The following is an 18705-nucleotide window of genomic DNA, read 5'->3' on the forward strand; positions in this document are numbered from 1 at the left end:
GAAGCTGGGGTGAGTGATGCAGAAAAGGAGGTGCAGTGCTAGCGACTATCGCCCGGCGGCCGGCTGTGGCGGATGATGCCGACGGAAGTGGCCATTTCCTCCCAGGTCTCGCGCAGCTCGTCTAGAAACTGGCGACCAGCATCGGTGAGGGTGTAGTATTTGCGGGGCGGGCCGCTGCTGCTCTCCTTCCAGACATAATCCAGCAGGGCGGCGTTTTTGAGGCGAGTGAGCAAGGGGTAGAGCGTGCCCTCCACCACTATCATGCGGGCCGAAGTCAATTCCTCCAGCATGTCGGAGGCGTAGGCTTCGCCGCGGGCGATGATTTCCAGGATGCAGAACTCAAGGATTCCCTTGCGCATCTGAACCTGGGTGTTCTCGAGTTTCATGGGCGAGTTGAATGACTAGTGGGTGACGAACAGTACAAATGTATGGTAGGTACTTTGTAACGCAAGGTACTGGATGAATAATTATAGCTTGGGAGAGAATATATTTCCCTACTATCTGATAGTCAGTGAGAAAATTTTAGCAAAAAGATAATGTGGTACATACTTTCCTGTCGTCAGCGTACGAGATGGGCTGAATTGCCACAATCTGAGAATGGGTAGAACTATTCTCAAGCTCAGAGTTGATTTGCGTATAGCCGGGTGGTAGCTCTGCACGAAGAGGCTTATGCTTTAGCCAGAAATTGAGGCCTTTCTCCGTTGTCAAAGCACAGTTGGCCCGAAATTGGCGGGTTCCGACGCACTATAATGAAGTAACTTGCGTTCCGTCCGCGCAAACTTTACCCTATCGCATTTTATGTCCCAATTCTCCGCCACTGCCCGTGGGCTGCTTTTCCTGGGTGCTACCGCTGTGCTCGCCTCGCCGGCCGCTGCTCAATCGACCAAAACGCCCAAGTACAGCAACGAATTTCTGAATATTGGGGTAGGAGCCCGGGCTCTCGGCATGGGCAAGGTGCAGTCCAGCCTAGCCAACGATGCCACCGCCGGCTACTGGAATCCCGCCGGCCTTGTGAATCAGACGCACAAATACGACGGCGTACTGATGCACTCTGAGCTATTTTCGGGGGTAGTAAAGAACGACTATGTGGCGTTCTCCATGCCGTTGGACGATAAAAGCGCCGTGGGTATCAGCGTGCTGCGTCTGGGCGTAGACAACATTGCCGACACCCGTGCCCTCATCAACGAGTATGGCTACGTGCAATACGACAAGATAGAGTACTTCTCGGTGGCCGACTATGCCCTGCTGCTGTCCTACGCCCGTAAGGTGGGCCCGGAGGGCCTGAGCATTGGTGGCAACGGTAAAATCATCTACCGCAACATTGGCAAGTTTGCCCACGGCTACGGCTTCGGTATCGATGCGGGCGTACAGTACAACCGCAAAGGCTGGAACCTGGGCCTGATGGCCCGTGACATCACCACAACCTTCAACGCCTGGACCATCAACGCCGACGAGTACCAGAAGGGCCTCAACAACGTCGATGCCAACCTCGGCGACCCCATTCCTAAAAACAGCACTGAAATCACCCTGCCGCGCTTTGTGTTGGGTGTAGGACGGCGCTTCACGTTGCCTAAGGAGTTTTCGGCCCTGGTCGCCGTCGACCTCGAATCTACTACCGATGGCCAGCGCGGCACCCCCATCTCCACCAAAGCTGTGAGCGTGAACCCCGCCGCTGGCTTGGAGTTGGGCTATAAAAATCTGGTGTTTCTGCGTGGTGGAGCTGGCAACTATCAGCAAATCAGTAGCGTAGTAGATAAGTCCTTGCAATGGAAAGGCCAATATAGCCTTGGGGCCGGCGTGGCCATTAGCGGCCTGCGCGTCGATTTGGCACTCTCGCGCCTGGCCGTGGAGAAACTGGGCAGCGCCTCGCAGACCAACTCCCTCATTGTGTCGCTGGGCTACGGGTTTAAATAGTACTGGACAGGCAATACAAGCCGCTGCCATTACCGTAACTGCTCTAACTAAAATAATATAGAAATAGCAATTCCTTTCTTCCAATGGATAAACACTACAAGCAGCTGCATAAGAAGTGGGTGAGATTATTAGCAGTACTGGCATTGATGCTGGGCGGTACGCTTGCGCATGCGCAATCGGGGCCGGTGGGCAATGAATGGATTGTGCCAGGCCAACAGTATTACAAGGTTAAGATTGTGAAAGACGGGCTGTATAAGCTCAATTATCAATATCTCACGCAGGCCGGTATTAGTGGGGTTGCACCACGACAGTTACAAATCTGGCGTCGTGGCCGTGAGATAGCGCGCTATGTGGGCGGCAATGCGACGGTGCTAGACCAGACAACTTTTCTTGAGTTTTACGCTATTCACAACGATGGCAAGCTGGATGTAGAACTGTACAAGAGTCAGCAGGACCAAGCCCACCAATACTATAGTTTCTACACCGATACAGCAGCTTATTTCATTACTTGGAACAACAGTAGCAATGGCCGGGACATGGCCCAGCCCACTGCCACAGCTGGTACGCCGCACCCGCATCGCTTAATAACTCAGGTGAATGTTAAGAAGCAGGCTTTTTTTGATGCGCCAGTCGACCGCTACAACTATCTGCCTTGGGTAGAACCGGCCGAGGGCTATTTTGGGTATGCGTATCAGAATGACCCATCTTCGCCGTTTCCTCCTGCTCCCAGCGATTCACTAGTTCGCAGCTTGGCCCCAACCGGGCCTACCCCTTCGGTAGAAATACTTGCCTTCGGTGCCAATTCGGGAGCACATGCTACGCAGGTGATTGCCATAAACGCAGGTGTAGGAAGGCCATTGGGAACCCTACAGTGGCCCGGTTTGCAACGGGCTCGGCAAGTATTTCCACTATTGCGTTCTGACGTTAATAGCGCGGGGCGGGTTTATGTTGGGAATATAGCTTCGCCATTAAGCCCGGCAAACGATAATTATTACATCGGTTATTTCAAACTCACTTTCCCCCAATTGAACCGCTGGTTTGCCAACCGCCATAGTGTCGAATTTTACAACGATTCGCTACTGACTGGTCCAGCAACCTACGAGTACGCCAACGATTCCATTCCAGCGACGGCTGTGGGCTTCGATGTGCAGGATATTTACAACGTCCAGCGCATTGTGAGCGTGCCGGGCAGCGCTTCCACGCGCCGCTACGTGTTTCCAAATGCTACCAGTGCGGCCACCCACAAGTTGCTGCTGGCCGATGAAACCTACTTGGCGGTGCCACCATTGCCAGCCCGACAGGTCATATTCCGCAATATCACGCCCGCTACTCCCAACTATATTATCATCACGCACCCACAGCTGATGAAGCCCGACCCGGCCACGCCGGGTGTAAGCAATGCGGCTCAAGAGTATGCCAACTACCGGGCCTCAACAGCCGGTGGTGGCTATAATGTATTGATGGTGACGGCGCCGGAACTCTATGACCAGTTCACTTATGGCGATAAGTCGTGGTTGGCCCTGCGGCACTTCACCCGCTGGCTAGTGGCCGCTGCCCCCAACAATACCAGCCGTTACCTCCTGCTGTTGGGCAAAGGCGTTCATCCCAGCGACGGTATTGCCTACCGTACCCAAGGCGACTTTGGCTTCAACTTAGTGCCGACAAGTAGCCGTTCTGTTTCGGATAACATGATTACGGCTGATTATGCCAATAATAGTTGGGTAGCAAAATTGCACACCGGTCGTCTCACGGTGACCACACCTCACCAAATAGTAAGCTACCTAGCCAAACTGAAGCAGCATGAGGCACTGCCGCCGCTAGCAGTAGCGCCGTGGCGGAAGAAAGTATTGCACCTGGTCGGAGGCTACACGGCGCAGGAAACCTCCGACTTCCGCGCTTTCATGGATGGTGCTAAGACACGGGTAGAACGGCCATTGCTGGGCGGGCATGTCGATACTGAATACCGGATAACGCCCAATAACCTGCCCGTGAGCATTGATATATCGTCGTATATCAACTCAGGGGTTTCGCTGATTTCTTATTTCGGCCATGGTTCCAACAATACATTTGCGCTTGATTTCGGTGGCCCTTCCCGTTCGAATAACTACAATAACCCTGGCAAGTACCCTTACCTGTTTCTCAACGGTTGCGCTGGCAATACCACCTTTACCAGTACTTATACAGTAGTAGAAGACTGGCTTTTTGCTGAGCAGCGCGGTGCTTTGGGCTCGCTGGGTGAGACAGGGTTTGGCTTTGAGGACGAACTGCACATTGCACAGGATACTTTGTATAAGGTACTGTTTAACGAGCCGGCTTGGTTTGGCAAACCCATTACCGTGGCCCACGATGAAGTAGTGCGGCGCTTGCAGGATGATACGGCCTTTGCCAGCAATATCGGTATCGAACAGTTATTGTGTACAGGCTGGCAGGGTGACCCCACACTTGCCTTGTATTCGCCCGCGCAGCCGGATTTTGTGGCTAGTGCAGCTACTCTGGCCATCACCCCAACGCCGGGCGCTACGCCCCCCGCAGTGCGGGCCGACTCGCAGGATTTTATCTTGAACGTAGGCGTTTCCAACCCCGGTCGTATCACCTACGAACCAGTACGGATTCAAGTCACTCGGGTGTTCCCAAATGGCTCTGGTATTCCCAACCAGATATATCCGCTGTTCACATTCCGCCAAGCATGGAGGCCGGATACTACCTATGCTCTGACGCTGCCCAATAACACAGCGGCAGCCGCAATCGGGACCAGTACCTTCCGCGTCGTTATCGACCCCAATAATCAGGTGGCCGAATCGAACGAAAACAATAATACGGCGTCAATTGATTTCTCTTTTCTGAAGGGTGGCATCACTGTGTTGCGGCCTTCCGAATTTTCCATTGTGCCAGGCACATCGCCACAACTGGTAGTGCAGTCTAATGACCCCCAAGGTCTCTCGCGTATATATGAATTTGAACTAGATACCGCAGTCACTTTCAACAGCGGACAAATTCGGCGCACAACAGTGACGGCGGGCGTGGTGGCGCAGTGGACGCCTACGCTACCCGCTACCCTGGGCGCGCGCGACAGTCTGGTGTGGTACTGGCGGGCCCGCTTCCAAACGGCTGCGCAGGGCGAAGACGGCAACTGGGTGACGTCGTCGTTCCGGGTGATTCCCGGCAGCCCCGGTGGATGGTCGCAGAGCCACTACGCGCAGTTTAAGCGCGATATCCGGACCAACGTGGATGTGAATGCCCCCAACGGCCGTTGGCAATTTGTGAACAGCCGCGTGCCCATTGTGCTCCGAACCAAAGGGGGTGGGATAGCCGGGACGACGGCTGGTTTTGGGACGTTCACAGGAGCAGGAATCTATATTCAATCGGCAGCAGGATTGCCATCCGTAGGAGGCTGCGGTGTGCTGTCGCCCAACCTGCTGATTGCCGTATACAATGGTGCCTCACTGCGCCCCGTGACCATGCCAACTACCTTCCAGCGGTGTGGGCAGGCACCGGATTATTTCTACTATTTCTCCGCTTCGGACCCCACTACTTCTAACCCGGCTCCGTTGAACCCGCTAGACAACCTGAACAGCAGCGCGACGCGTCAGCAGCAATTAGATGCTTTCCTGACAGCCATTCCAAATGGCTCGTATGTGGCCGTGGTATCGGCCAATCGGCTGACGTATTCCACGCTGCCAGCTGCCCTCAAAGCCCGCATCCAAGCACTGCTGGGCTCCCAGCTCATCACCACGCTGGCTGATGGAGAGCCCCTGACCCTGCTGGGCCAGAAACTGACCGCTACGACTGGTCGCCTTATTCGTGAGAACGGCCCGGACCGCAGCAGCGCTACCACCATTCTCCCTGTGAACCAGGGTGTGGAACTGCGCGATACTCTGCAGCGGCCCAGTGCTTCCGGCCGCATTGTTTCTACGCGCATCGGCCCTTCACAACAGTGGCTGAATCTGTATCATACTATTCGCAACCCTCTTGCCACTGGTCAGCGCACACTGAGTGTGGTAGCCATCGATACGCTGGGTCGCGAAACGGTGGTGCTGCCCAACGTTACCACTTCTGGACGAACCGGCCAGGCACTGACGACATTGGTGCCAGCCCGGACGTATCCTTACATCCGTCTGGAATTAGCCGTTGCCGATACCGTGACGCGGATTCCGCCGCAGTTGCGCCAGTGGCTGGTGACCTCGCGGGGCTTGCCCGAGGGCGTGGTGCGGCGCGATGATGTGGCTGCCTCGTACTATGCTGCTCCTACGCTCACGCGGCAGGCTGTGGATAGTGGATACATCAGCTTCCCGGTACGTTTCGAGAATATATCGGACGAGGCATTTACCCAGCCCATCAAGACCCGTATCAACCTCCGCAATAAGGATACGCGAGCGGTAGTGGCTACGGCGCTGATAAGCTCGCCCGGACTATTAGCAGTAGGCGCAAAGCTCACCGTGCCAGTGCGGCTGGATGTGCGCAACAAATTCGGCACCTTCGTGGCCGAGGTAGTAGTGAACCCGCGCTTACAGCCCGAGCAGAACTACTCCAATAACGAGTTGATTCTGGACGAGTTCACGGTGATAGATACCAACGTGCCGCCCACGTTGGATGTGGCTTTCGACGGGCGCCACATTCTCAATGGCGAGCTGGTTTCTGCCCAGCCGGTTATCAATATTCAGCTCAGCGACGAAAGCCGCCTGACGCACATTACCGACCCTTCGGCCTTTACCGTTAGCCTGCGCAAGCCAGGTCAGACAGGCCTGCCGACACCGGTGGTCCTAAGTGGCCCGGAAGTGCGGTTCAGCGTGGACAGCACCAAGGGCAGCGTGGCCCGGCTCATCTACGAGCCGGCCAAGAGTGGCCCGCTGCCCGATGGCATCTACGAACTGCGGGTGCAGGGCCGCGACCCCCGCAACGCCAGCTCCGGCACCCAGGATTTCCAGGTGAGGTTTGAGGTGGTAAATTCATCGCAAATCAGCAACGTATACCCGTATCCGAACCCGATAGTGAGCAAGGCCCGCTTCGTGTTCACGCTTACGGGCCAGACGCTGCCTACTAATATGAAAATTCAGATTTTGAGTCTGACTGGTCGCGTTGTGCGGGAGATTTTCATGAGCGAGCTGGGTCCGCTGCACATTGGCAACAACATCACCGAGTTTGCTTGGGACGGCACCGACACTTACGGCGACCGGCTGGCCAACGGTACCTACCTCTACCGCGTGGCTCTGGATGATGCCAGCGGCCAGTTTGGCCATCGTGCCACGGCCGGCGATAAGGCCTTCAAAAACGACTGGGGCAAGCTGGTACTTATGCGCTAGCCTATCAAGCAACGAAAAAAGGCCGCCCATTTGGGCGGCCTTTTTTCGTTGCTTGATAGGCTAGCGCCGCCGCAGCGTGACGAAGCTGAATGCGTAGGCGTGCTGCTCATCGGCTTCGTGGCGCTCGCGGGTTTCTTCGCGCCAGTCGCTTGGGCTGAGGGTGGGGAAAAAGGCATCGCCTTCGAAGCTGTGGTGCACTTCGGTAAGGTAGATGACGTCGGCGGCGGGTAGGGCTTGGCGGTAGATTTCCCCGCCGCCGATAACGCAGACTTCCTCGTCGAGCTGGGCCGCGCGGGCCAGAGCGGCGGGGAGCGAGGCAAAGGTTTCGCAGCCGGGAGCGGCCCAGTCTTGCTGACGCGTTATCACGATGTTGGGCCGCTTGGGGAGGGCCCGGCCCAGGCTGTCGTAGGTGCGGCGGCCCATCACCACGGGGTGGCCCAGCGTAAGAGCTTTGAAGTGCTGAAGGTCGGCGGGCAGACGGCCCCAGGGCATGCCACCATCTTTGCCGATAACGTTATTTTCGGCTACGGCCACAACGAAAGAAACCATTGGGTAAGGGAGGTTAGAGGTATAGGAAAAATGACTTGAATATGTGACTACACTACAGGCCTTCGCCCACCCGGCCCTGTGCGGAATGCCCCGAAATATCAACGGAGTCGAGGCCAAACCAGTGGGCAGTGACATCGTTGTTGTGATGCTGGAAGCTGTTGTTGGGATGATGGAACAGGTTTTCGCCCAAAATGGATACGTGACGCGGCACGATGCCGGAGAACGGCGCGACGACCAGCACGCGCTGCCCACGCCGGGCGGCGGCCTGCATTTGGGCAAACCGCGCCTCGTTCTGAGCGCGCCAGGTAGGGGCATTGCGTAGCCATTCGGTCCAGGCATTGCGCTCCACGCCGGCGGCCAGCAGGAGTAGCGTCAGGCCAGTGGCGAGTTGCTGGCTATAACGCAAAGCGCGTCGCACGGCGGCCGGAACCTGGGTGGGAACGGCTGCCCACAGCACCGCGGCCCATCCCAAAAACAGCCACAGCCAGATAAAGCTGCTGGTGCGGCCCGGCGGTGGGTTGGGCGTGATGAAGGCGTGAAACAGGAAGCTAAGGCCCACGCCCATCAGCAGTACCGCCATCCCGGCTGGCAGCGGCAGTCGAAAACCCGCCGGCCGCCAATGGCGCACGCGCACCAACAGCGGCCCCAGCAGCACGGGCAACGATAGCAGCGCCACAACGTGCGTAGGCTTGGTCAGAAACGCCACAATATTCTCGCCGCCGTAGCGCAGTACCGTGCCCAGGTGCACCGATACGGCCGTGGCCTTGCCGGTAGTGCCGTACATCCGGACCCAGTTGCCGGGAGCCAGCACGGCCACGGTGCCCGCCACCACGGCCGTGACCAGCAAGCCACCCCAGCAGGTAGCGGCCCGGCGCAGGCCACTGCGCCAGGTGCTGGCCAGTAGCACCAATAGCATCCACCCCAGCAGCAGCAGCGCAATTTCATTCAGCCCCACCACAACCACGGCGCTCAGTTGCGCCAGGCCATACCAGCTCCAACTCTTCCAACCCGAAGTTCGCAAGGCCCGCAACCCGGCCACCGGAATCAGGAGCATGAGAATGATGCCCAACTGGTAGCCGGTGCTGGCGCAAAACCAGTAGAATAAGGGATAGATGGTCGGCATCCAGGCGAGGCAAAGCAGCAGCAGCAGCGCGGCCCCGCGTCCGGCGGCCCCATGCGACAGCCGTCGGCCGCTCAGCTCGCGCAGGCTGAAGTAGAGCACCGCGAGGGTGCCGCTCAGTATCAGTAGGGGCACGAAGTGCGTGCCGCCCAGCCAGCCATAGCTGAGCGGGTTGCCCAATGTCTGGATGAAGCACGTGGCATAGCGCCCGCCCCAATTCAGGTAAAATGCTTTCTGGGCCTGCCAGAAGCCCTGCTGGCGCACCATCAGCGCCATGCCGAAATCATCCCAGAAAGGCGCATTATAAAATGACAGCGCGAAAAAAGGAAGCAAGGCCAACGCCAGAGCCAGCCCGATAAGCGAGCCACGTTGCCGCACCACCCACCGCTTTAGCAGCCACGGGCGGGCCGTGGGCCGAGCAGACGGGGTGGGAATCGACATGGAAAAGAAGCTGGGCTATGGGCGCTCCACCGTTTGCAAGTCGCGGCCCGCGCCCCGCAGCAATTCCTCTATAGACATGCGCTTTTTGCCCTCGAGCTGCACGTCGAGCAAATCCAGCCACCCGGCAGCGGTGGCTACGCGCAGAAATTTTTTGCCGTCCGAATGCCATTCCCCCGGGTTTGCAATCGGGGTGCCTTCGGTGTAATAGGGCAGGGCTTGGGCGCGGAAAACCTTGATGATGCGGCCGCCGGGCAGGGTGGTGAAGGCGGTGGGGATGGGGGAGAGGCCACGCACCCAGTTCACGAGGTCGGCCGCGGGACGGGTGAAATCGAGGCGACCGGTTTCCTTCTGAAGCTTGGGAGCGGGCCGCAGGTCGTCGCGCTGCACTTGCGGAATGCTGGGCGCCGTGCCCGCCGCGATGGCCTCCACCGAGCGGCGCGCCAGGGCGGCGCCTACTTCCTTGAGCTTATTATAAAGTGAGCCGAAATCATCCTCGGGCGCAATGGCCACCCGGTCCTGAAAAATAAGGTCGCCGGTGTCGATTTCGTGGCGCAGGAAGAAGGAGGTTACGCCGGTTTCTAGGTCGCCGTGCATCAGGGCCCAGTTGATGGGGGCCGCGCCCCGGTACTGAGGCAACAGCGAGGCGTGGATGTTGATGGAGCCCAGCCGGGGCATGTTCCACACGGCCTCGGGCAGCATGCGAAAAGCCACCACCACTTGCAAATCGGCGGCGTAGGATTTTAGCTCACTCTGAAAATCAGGCGATTTTAGGTTGGTGGGTTGCAGCACGGGCAGGCCGTGGGCTTCGGCGGCCACTTTCACCGCCGAGGCTTGGAGCTGTCGCCCGCGCCCCGCCGGCCGGTCGGGCGCCGTGACAACGGCCACCACTTGCCCGCCCGTCCAGGCCAGCAGGCTTTCCAGCGTGGATACGGCAAAGTCGGGAGTGCCCATGAAAATGAGGCGCAGGGGAGTATTCATGGAGCAAAGAAAACGCCGAAGGGCGGAAGCGGGTGATGTTTCGGCTAAAAAGTCCCCGGACCTTAGAATCGCGATTCCAGGCTCGGAGGAAACTCCCCCAGCCTTGGAATTCCCATTCTGCCCTAGAGGAAAAGTCCCTAAATCTCGGAATTGCGATTCCAAGGTCCGGGGACTTTCCCCCGGCCTCGAAAAGAGGATTTCAGGGTGGAGGGAGTTTTACCGAAGTTCGAAAACGGGTTTTCAAGGTCCGGGGGCTTTTCAATCCCTCGGGCTTCGCTGCGCGCTGCATGACGGGCTTTCCGATGCTACCTACCGCTCCGGATACAGCAGATATTTCTTCCGCAAGGCCTTGAACTTCGCCAGGCCCGGCTGCCAGGAAGCCCGAATTTCGGCCTCTGACTTACCGGCGATGACTTGCTGGCGCAGGGCATTAGTGCCGGATAGTTCTTCGAAATACTTTCCGAAGAAATGGGCCTTGTCGGTACTCTGCTGGTAGAAATCGAGCAGGTAGCTTAGCACAAGGCCGCCGTCGGCGGAGCGGCTGGGGGCAGTGGCCAGGTTGAGGCCGTAGCAGCGCTGGCCATTCATGGGCGGAGTGGGCGAGCCGGCGTTGGGGGCGGGCGTGAACGAGTAAGGCCGCGTGCTGGGCTGACTCGGGCTGCCAATAATTTCGAACGGCGTAGTGGTGCCGCGTCCGATGCTCACATTGGTACCTTCGAACAAGCAGATACTGGGATAGAGCCGGATAGCGTGGTCGGTGGGGAGGTTGGGGGAGGGGCGCACGGGCAGGTGGTAGGCCGTGGCGTGGGTGTAGCCCTTGGCCAGCGGGATGACCGTGAGCGGACAGGTTTTGCCACCGGCCAGCCATTTCTCGCCGTTTATCATATTCGCCAGCTCGCCTACCGTGAGGCCGTGGGCAATGGGCAGCGGGTCGAGGCCGACGAAGGATTTGTGCGCGGGCTCCAGCATGGGGCCGTCCACCAGGTCGCCATTGGGGTTGGGCCGGTCGAGCACGATAACCTTTTTGCCCTGCTCAGCCGCTGCTTCCATCACGTAGTGCAACGTGCTGATGAAGGTGTAGAACCGCGCGCCCACGTCCTGAATATCGAACACCAGCACATCTACATCGGCCAGCATTTCGGGCGTGGGCTTCTTGGTTTTGCCGTACACCGAGCGCACGGGCACGCCGCTCCGCGCATCGCGCCCATCCTTAATGGTCGCGCCATCGGCCGCCTCGCCCCGGAAGCCATGCTCCGGCGCAAAGATGGCCGTAACATTCACGCCCTGGGCCCGCAGGGTATCCACGAGGTAGCTGCTGGCCACCTGCGAGGTCTGGTTGATGACCAGGCCCACCCGTTGCCCTTTGAGCAGGGGCAGGTACTCGCTAAGTCGCTCGGCGCCTACCACTACGGCGGCAGGCGCAACGCGGGGCCGGGTCTCCGACGTATGGGACACAGCCGGAGCCTGTGCCGGAGGGTGGGAAGTGCCGCAGGCCGGCAGGGCCAGCAGCATCGAAAACGTGATTTTAGCCGAAATGCCAAGCATAGCAATGGTAAAAAAGAAAAATAACTACCGGCCGATTACAGCCCGCACGGGATATGTAGTGCGGCGGCGTGGCCGGTCAGCGTTCAAAACGTAGCTTTACGGCTGAACAATGAACGTCGCCCGCTACATTTCGCACAAGATTGACGGGGGAGCCGACTCCGGCTCCTTCACCTCGTCTGTCACAAAAATAGCCATTATCAGCATCGCCATGGGCCTGGCGGTGATGGTGGTGTCGTTTGCCATCCTGCAAGGGTTTCGCAACGAGATTCAGAACAAGATTTTCTCATTTGGTGCCCACCTGCAAATCTCGCGCTACGATACCAACAACTCCCTGGAAGTAGCTCCTATTGCCGGCCCGCGGCTGGTCGATGAGCTGCACCAGTTTGCCGAAGTAAAGTCGACCCAGCCCTACGCCGTGAAAACGGCCATCATCAAAACCACCGATGAAGTGTTGGGCGTGGTGCTCAAGGGCATTGCCGAAACCGACGGCCGCTCGCCCATGCGCCAGAACCTAGTGGCCGGTAAGTTTCTCAGCTTCCCGGACTCGGCAGCCAGCGAAGACGTGCTGCTCTCGCGCAAAGTGGCCGATAAGCTGCGCCTCTCGGTGGGCGATAAGGCGCTATTCTACTTCATCCAAAACCCGCCGCGCATCCGGCAGTTTCGCGTCAGCGGCATCTATTCCACGGGCCTCGATGAGTTTGATGAAGTGTACGTGCTGGGCGACATTCGCCAGATTCGGGAGCTAAACTCGCCCGCCTGGCCCGACTCGCTGGTGGGCGGTATGGAAGTGGTGCTGAAAAACTTCAATGCCCTGGACCACACCTACGACAAGTTCATCGAGCAGCTGCCCTACGACCTCAAAATCGACAAAATCACGGACCAGTACGCCCAGCTTTTTGACTGGCTCCAACTGTTGAACCGCAACGTCATCATCTTTCTGCTCCTGATAATTTTCGTGGCCACCTTCAATATGGTGGCCACCATCTTCATCATGATTCTGGAGCGCACCAACATGATTGGCATCCTCAAAGCATTGGGCGCGACGGATACGCAGATTCGGCGGATGTTCTTTTTTCGGGGCCTGTCGCTCACGCTACGGGGCATGCTTATCGGCAACGTGATAGCCGTGGGCTTCTGTGCCATCCAGTACTACTTCCACGTCATCCCGCTCGACCCCGAAAACTACTACATGGACCGCGTGCCCATCTCCTGGGACCCGCGCATGCTGCTCATCCTGAACGTGGCCACCTTCGCCGCCTCGCTGCTGGCTGTGCTCATTCCCACGTACTTAATTTCCCGGATTAAGCCAGTAGTGGCCATTAAGTTCGACTGACCATCCTCCGCATCTGCTAATGCGCCACCAGACCATAGAAGCCGTCGGCCTGCAAACCATTGCCTGGCGGGGCGATGCTATTGTGGACTGGGCCTGCGCCGGACAATTTTATGGCTTGGATGGGGCGCGGGGGCAGCTCGGGCACCAGGACTTCACCGCCGATTACAACCGTGCCCTAACCTCGGCCGACGGGCAGTACGTCTTCCTGTACCAAGTGCTCGGTACCAAAGGCTTGCTGCTAAAAAACGGAGAGGTTCTGCGGGAAATCAACCGCTCTGATTACCAAGCGCAGGTATACGAGTACCCAGCTGCTTTTGTCACCATCGATGGCATCACTTACTTGGTGCATTGTCCCGTACAATATTGCCAGCTCGATTTTGAAGAGGTAGAATCTGGCGAGATAGTCACCAACACCCCGGCCCGCAGCCCCAGCGACTTTTTCCACTCCCGGCTGGAAATCAGTCCCGAAGGAACATTCCTGATGAGCAAGGGCTGGTACTGGCACCCGTGGGATGGAGTGCAGGTGTTCGACAATAGAGCGTGTCTGCGTAATCCTCAACTACTGGATACCTGCGAAGAAATGCGGCCCGATGTAGGGAGTGAAGTCAGCTCGGCATGTTTCATCACCGAAAGCACCATTTTGCTAGTTGCTTCTACTGAGGAGTCGATGCGTGATGAAGACGAAGAAGAAACATTGCCACCGGGGCACTTAGCCACTTGGGACGTGTCAACCAAAGTGTTTTCCAGCGCCATCGCCATCCCGGGCATAGCTGGAAACGTATTTCCCATTGATGCGGAGCGAGCCTGGGACCTATACGGGTATCCCAAAATAATCAACCTCAAAACCGGCGAAGTGATGGATAAGCTGGAGTCGCTCGACACCAGTCAGCAATGCTCTTCCATCATTCACCACCTGAGCGAAGTACCAGCCATCGCCTTCAATTCGCAGACCAAACGCATAGCAGTAAAAAACGGCGACCAGCTAGTGGTGCTTTCCGTGGAGTAGCACAACGCAAGTTGACCTATATCAACCGGCTTTGCAGCACCAGGTTGGGGTTGGGACACAGGGCCGCCCATTGTTCCCGCTCGCTGGGCCGGGCTACGCCTGGGAAGTCGCCCACGCGGCCCTGCATGTCGGCAATAAGCTGGAAGTGCAGGTGCGGCGGCCAGTCGCCGTTTTCCGGGAACGGCCCGACAGTGGCGAAAGCTTCGCCTCGCGTCAGCACCTGGCCCACGCGCAGGCTGCGCCATTCCTGGCGGCTGAGGTGGCCATAGAGGCTGTAGAATGTGGTGCCATCCAACTCGTGCTCGAGAATGACGGTGGGGCCGTAGTCGCCAAAGTTGTCATTGTCGGCCAGGCTGTGAATCGTGGCGGCCAGTGGAGCAAGTACGGGTGTACCAGCGGCCAGCCACACATCCACGCCCAAGTGCAAGGAGCGCGCTTCCTCCACCACGCCAGGGCCAAAATGAGCGCTTCGGCGGTAAATAACCCGGTCTTCGAGGTACCCCCCAATGCCAATGGTGGCCCGTTGCGCTACCAGCAACTGCGCAACGAGGACTTCAAAGGCAGCGGTGCCGCGCAGGTCGGCCGTGGCGACGAGGGCATTGGCAGCGGAGAAATCGAGGCGCGCGACGTCCGGACCGTTGAGGTCAACGGGCAGCACCGGGCCAAATTCGGCCTGATGTTTTTGCAGGAGGAAGGAGAGAGGCAAAGCAGATGGACAAAAAATGAAACCTGTCGGAGCGAACACATCCCGGGGAAAGATGTTGGCACCACACGAGAATGTGTGACCAGCGCGACCCAGGCAGCCGCGGCGGCAAGTTACCTTTGCAGCCGATGTAACGGCGCCGTCAACGGGGCTGCTGGTTCAACTTTTTGTCATTCGCCTGTTCGCGAGCCTGCCGTTTGCCGTAAATCCGTAAGCTCCCAATACCCCATTTCCTCTTACCCAAAGCATGAGTTACCATACCCTTACCGTAGTTGAGCTGACCCAGGAAACCGATGATTCCGTGACCATTCACTTGGAGCGGCCCGACCGGGCACCCATTGCCAGCCGCCCCGGCCAGTTCCTCACGCTCATCATTCCCTGCGGTCCCAATGGTAAGAAGGAGCGCCGCGCCTACTCGCTCAGCAGCATTCCGCAGGAAGCCCCGCGCCTGTCCGTGACCGTGAAACGCGTGCCCGGCGGCCTGGTGAGTAACTACCTGCTTGATACCGTAAAAGTGGGCCAGCAAATGGACGTAATGGAGCCGTTGGGCAATTTCACCCTCAGCCCCAGCCCCAAAGCGGCTCGCTCGCTGGTGCTCATTGGGGCCGGTTCGGGCATCACGCCGCTCATGTCGATGCTCAAAGCGGTACTCAGCACCGAGCCCCAGAGCCATGTGCTGCTGATTTATGGTAACCGCAACGAGGACTCTGTTATCTTCCAGAAACAGCTCGACGACCTCGAAGCCCGTTCCAACGGCCACCTGCAGGTGGAGCACGTATACAGCCAGCCGCTGCGCCCTGGCGGCGCACACCGCCACACCGGCCGCGTGAACCGTACCATGCTGCTGCGCATTCTGGAGCAGCGCCACCAGTTTCCGGCCGAGCAGGCCGAATACTTCATGTGCGGTCCCGAAGGCTTGATGACCGAAGCCCGAGCCGCCCTCGAACTGCTGGGCGTGCCCGAAGCCCGCGTGCGCCGCGAAAGCTTCGTAGCCACATCCGATAATGCCGAGTTGAGTGCCGCCCAGCCCAGCGGCCACGGCGATGTATCGACCAACCCATCCGACAACGTGAAAGACACCCGCACCGTCACCATTCAGTACGAAGGCAGCGAATATATTATTGAGGTGCCTGCCAACGAAAGCATTCTCGAAACCGCGCTCGACCAGGATATTGACTTGCCATATTCCTGCCAGGCCGGTCTTTGCACTGCTTGCCGCGGCAAGTGCCTCAGTGGCAAAGTGCATCTTGATGAGCGCGAAGGCTTGTCCGATTCAGAACTGAAGCAGGGCTACATTCTCACCTGTGTGGCCCATCCCATGACGGACGACGTCGTGATTGAAATAGGCTAGGAGTCTTTATATTGATTGGATATCTGCGGTCATTTTGAGTGCCGCTGTCATTCAAGCACTGCGAAGTACCGCGTCAGTTGCAGCAATGCAATTGGTGCAGTAGTGGTAAGGTACCTCATTAAGCATAGGATGACAATGGGCACTCAAATAATAGATACGCACCATCTGCAACTATTTTCAGTCCCGTCGATTGTTTGTTGCGTAGGGTAAAAGCAGGGTTTATTGACTGCTCCGCTTACTTTCGACTATACTTGTACAATGATGCAAATTGCTGAACCTACCGCTGAGTCGGCTACCGATACCAGCCGTCCGCCGCGCCATTATTTGCCCGAGGATTTTTTGGTGACTGATTGGGCGGCCATTGAGCCCTTTTTTCAGGAACTGGAAATCCGTCCGTTGAGTTCCGCCACTGAGTTGGAGCGCTGGCTCCTCGACCGCTCCGAGTTGGAGTCGGTGTTGAGCGAGGACTTGGCCTGGCGCTACATCCACATGACCTGCGATACGCAGGACCCCGCCCGGTCGGAAGCATTCCAGTATTTCGTGAATGAAGTAGAGCCCCAGGTGGCTCCTTACGACCACGCCCTCAACGAGAAGATGCTGGCCTCCCAGTACCTTTCTGGGCTTGATGAGCGCCGTTATGGCGTATTCCTGCGTTCGGTGCGGCGGGCATCGGAAATCTACCGGGCCGAGAACATTCCGCTCAAGACCGATATCAGCACCAAGCAGCAGCAGTACGCTGCTACAGTGGGCGCTATGAATGTAACCATCGACGGCCAGGAGTTAACCCTGCCCCAAGCCGCCGACCGTCTCAAAAACCCCGACCGCGCCGTGCGCGAAGCCGCCTACCGCGCCATCCAGGCCCGGCGCCTGCAGGATGCCAAGCCGCTCGACCAGCTATTTACCGAGCTTATTGGCCTGCGTCATCAGGTTGCGCTGAACGCCGGGTTTGAGAATTTCCGGGACTACATGTTTGCCGCCTTGGGCCGGTTCGACTATACCCCGCAGGACTGCTTCAATTTCCACGCGGCCATCCGCGAAACGGTAGTACCCCTGATTGATGACTTCGACTTGGAGCGCCGTCAGGACCTGAACCTGCCGGCCCTGCGCCCCTGGGACCTCGACGTAGACCCCAGCGGTCAGCCGCCGTTGCGCCCCTTCGGCACCGGTGAGGAGTTGCTCGACAAGACCATTACCGTCTTCCAAAACCTCGATTCCTACCTTGGCGACTGCCTGCGTACCATGCGCCAGATGGGCCACCTCGACCTGGAAAGCCGCAAAGGCAAAGCCCCCGGCGGTTACAACTATCCGCTGGACGAAACCGGCGTGCCGTTCATCTTCATGAATGCCACCAGCTCCCTGCGCGACGTGGTGACCATGCTGCACGAAGGCGGCCACGCCGTGCACAGCTTCCTCACGCGCGGCCTACCGCTGGGTGCCGACAAGCACCCGCCATCCGAGGTTGCCGAGCTGGCCTCGATGAGCATGGAGCTGATGAGCATGGACCAGTGGCACGTCTTCTTTCCCGATGCCGACGACCTGCGCCGGGCCAAGAAAACCCACCTCGAAAGCGTGCTCGAAACCTTCCCGTGGGTAGCTACCATCGATAAGTTTCAGCACTGGGTATACGAGCATCCTACGCACACCGAAGCTGAGCGCCACACCCGCTGGGTAGAGATTTTCGACGAGTTCAACCAACGTACTGTAGACTGGACTGGTCTGGAAGCCTACAAGCCCTACACTTGGCAGAAGCAACTGCACCTCTATGAAGTGCCGTTTTATTACATAGAATATGCCATGGCCCAACTCGGTGCCATTGCGGTGTGGCGCAATTTCCGTCAAAACCCTACCGAAGGCTTAGCTGCATATAAGCGTGCCCTGTCACTGGGTTATACTGCGCCCATTGGCCAGATTTACGCCGCCGCTGGCATTCGCTTCGACTTTAGCACGGAGTACTTACGCACCCTGGCCGACTTCGTGCGTGAGGAAATGGCTGCGCTCTAACTTGAGCACCTAATTCCTCAAAAAGGGGGTTAGCATTAGTGCCAACCCCCTTTTTTATTTTGAAGTCATTCTGCCGCCATGTTTGCTGGTGAGGCTGCTCCCGCAATTTCCTGATGTAGGCAGTCATCTATTAAGGATTAAGTCGTCAGGCAGTAGATTTTTGAATGACAATCAGTGGTCTTACTACTTGCTACTGAATATTTATAGCTGACCAAGACCGGGCAGAATAAAAAAGCGGCCAGCAATAATGCCAGCCGCTTCTCAGAAAATATTTCAGGAATTGCCTCCTGGCTTGGTGCTGCTGCTGGTTGGTGCACCACACTGACCTTTGGGTTTAGGGTCGTGGTCTTTGCGGCACTGGCAGGAGGCCAAAGTAAGACCGGTGAGCAGCAGGGCCGACAGGAGCAGCCGGGAAAATGTAGTGGTCATGGGCATATGCTTGGTTGCGAGGTGGCTGGATGATT

At 57.9% G+C, this 18705-nt stretch carries 13 protein-coding genes; 6 read left to right on the forward strand and 7 right to left on the reverse strand.

From position 1 onward, the window contains the following. Positions 1–38 precede the first annotated feature (38 nt). A complete protein-coding gene (locus J4E00_RS08050) occupies positions 39–386 on the reverse strand; it encodes a PadR family transcriptional regulator (protein ID WP_208174626.1) in 348 nt (115 codons plus the stop codon). 412 nt (positions 387–798) lie between these two features. Here J4E00_RS08050 and J4E00_RS08055 point away from each other — a divergent pair, with 412 nt between their 5' ends. Further along, complete coding sequence (locus tag J4E00_RS08055; protein WP_208174627.1) at positions 799–1914, forward strand: PorV/PorQ family protein; 1116 nt, start codon at positions 799–801, stop codon at positions 1912–1914. A gap of 1025 nt (positions 1915–2939) precedes the next feature. Continuing rightward, complete coding sequence (locus tag J4E00_RS08060) at positions 2940–7214, forward strand: C25 family cysteine peptidase (RefSeq protein WP_208174628.1); 4275 nt, start codon at positions 2940–2942, stop codon at positions 7212–7214. 60 nt (positions 7215–7274) lie between these two features. Here the strand turns inward: J4E00_RS08060 and J4E00_RS08065 are convergent, their stop codons facing one another. From J4E00_RS08065 to J4E00_RS08080, 4 genes are all read right to left on the reverse strand, one after another. After that, complete coding sequence (locus tag J4E00_RS08065) at positions 7275–7763, reverse strand: dihydrofolate reductase (protein WP_208174629.1); 489 nt, start codon at positions 7761–7763, stop codon at positions 7275–7277. A gap of 52 nt (positions 7764–7815) precedes the next feature. Beyond that, complete coding sequence (locus J4E00_RS08070; RefSeq protein ID WP_208174630.1) at positions 7816–9324, reverse strand: hypothetical protein; 1509 nt, start codon at positions 9322–9324, stop codon at positions 7816–7818. A gap of 15 nt (positions 9325–9339) precedes the next feature. Further along, a complete protein-coding gene (gene fmt / locus J4E00_RS08075) occupies positions 9340–10302 on the reverse strand; it encodes a methionyl-tRNA formyltransferase (RefSeq protein WP_208174631.1) in 963 nt (320 codons plus the stop codon). Between the two features lie 309 nt (positions 10303–10611). Further along, complete coding sequence (locus tag J4E00_RS08080; RefSeq protein ID WP_208174632.1) at positions 10612–11847, reverse strand: exo-beta-N-acetylmuramidase NamZ domain-containing protein; 1236 nt, start codon at positions 11845–11847, stop codon at positions 10612–10614. 109 nt (positions 11848–11956) lie between these two features. Between J4E00_RS08080 and J4E00_RS08085 the strand changes: the two genes are divergently transcribed. After that, the gene (locus tag J4E00_RS08085) at positions 11957–13180 is read left to right on the forward strand and encodes an ABC transporter permease (RefSeq protein WP_208174633.1); all 1224 of its coding nucleotides are present in this window, start codon (positions 11957–11959) and stop codon (positions 13178–13180) included. Positions 13181–13199: 19 nt separating this feature from the next. Next, positions 13200–14186: a hypothetical protein gene (locus tag J4E00_RS08090; RefSeq protein WP_208174634.1), complete on the forward strand. Its 987-nt coding sequence runs from the start codon at positions 13200–13202 to the stop codon at positions 14184–14186. A 16-nt stretch (positions 14187–14202) separates the two neighbouring features. On the opposite strand, the gene J4E00_RS08095 is transcribed toward J4E00_RS08090, so the two are convergent. Beyond that, complete coding sequence (locus J4E00_RS08095) at positions 14203–14892, reverse strand: peptidoglycan DD-metalloendopeptidase family protein (RefSeq protein WP_208174635.1); 690 nt, start codon at positions 14890–14892, stop codon at positions 14203–14205. Between the two features lie 244 nt (positions 14893–15136). Between J4E00_RS08095 and J4E00_RS08100 the strand changes: the two genes are divergently transcribed. Beyond that, entirely contained in the window at positions 15137–16240 is a 1104-nt protein-coding gene (locus J4E00_RS08100; protein ID WP_208174636.1) for a ferredoxin--NADP reductase, read from the forward strand. A gap of 258 nt (positions 16241–16498) precedes the next feature. Next, positions 16499–18241, forward strand: a complete 1743-nt coding sequence (locus J4E00_RS08105; RefSeq protein ID WP_236049611.1) for a M3 family oligoendopeptidase — start codon at positions 16499–16501, stop codon at positions 18239–18241. Between the two features lie 273 nt (positions 18242–18514). On the opposite strand, the gene J4E00_RS08110 is transcribed toward J4E00_RS08105, so the two are convergent. Next, on the reverse strand, positions 18515–18670 hold the full coding sequence (locus tag J4E00_RS08110; protein ID WP_208174637.1) for a hypothetical protein: 156 nt from the start codon (positions 18668–18670) through the stop codon (positions 18515–18517). Positions 18671–18705 lie beyond the last annotated feature (35 nt).

The organism is Hymenobacter negativus, from assembly GCF_017571495.1.
GTDB lineage: Bacteria > Bacteroidota > Bacteroidia > Cytophagales > Hymenobacteraceae > Hymenobacter > Hymenobacter negativus.

What these genes read in the sequence shown, in the direction of transcription:
- J4E00_RS08085 (WP_208174633.1), top strand. Translation starts at nt 11,957, where the DNA reads ATGAACGTCGCCCGCTACATTTCGCACAAGATTGACGGGGGAGCCGAC.
- J4E00_RS08080 (WP_208174632.1), bottom strand. Translation starts at nt 11,847, where the DNA reads ATGCTTGGCATTTCGGCTAAAATCACGTTTTCGATGCTGCTGGCCCTG.
- J4E00_RS08050 (WP_208174626.1), bottom strand. Translation starts at nt 386, where the DNA reads ATGAAACTCGAGAACACCCAGGTTCAGATGCGCAAGGGAATCCTTGAG.
- J4E00_RS08110 (WP_208174637.1), bottom strand. Translation starts at nt 18,670, where the DNA reads ATGACCACTACATTTTCCCGGCTGCTCCTGTCGGCCCTGCTGCTCACC.
- J4E00_RS08070 (WP_208174630.1), bottom strand. Translation starts at nt 9,324, where the DNA reads ATGTCGATTCCCACCCCGTCTGCTCGGCCCACGGCCCGCCCGTGGCTG.
- J4E00_RS08055 (WP_208174627.1), top strand. Translation starts at nt 799, where the DNA reads ATGTCCCAATTCTCCGCCACTGCCCGTGGGCTGCTTTTCCTGGGTGCT.
- J4E00_RS08065 (WP_208174629.1), bottom strand. Translation starts at nt 7,763, where the DNA reads ATGGTTTCTTTCGTTGTGGCCGTAGCCGAAAATAACGTTATCGGCAAA.
- J4E00_RS08105 (WP_236049611.1), top strand. Translation starts at nt 16,499, where the DNA reads ATGATGCAAATTGCTGAACCTACCGCTGAGTCGGCTACCGATACCAGC.
- J4E00_RS08090 (WP_208174634.1), top strand. Translation starts at nt 13,200, where the DNA reads ATGCGCCACCAGACCATAGAAGCCGTCGGCCTGCAAACCATTGCCTGG.
- J4E00_RS08100 (WP_208174636.1), top strand. Translation starts at nt 15,137, where the DNA reads ATGAGTTACCATACCCTTACCGTAGTTGAGCTGACCCAGGAAACCGAT.
- fmt (WP_208174631.1), bottom strand. Translation starts at nt 10,302, where the DNA reads ATGAATACTCCCCTGCGCCTCATTTTCATGGGCACTCCCGACTTTGCC.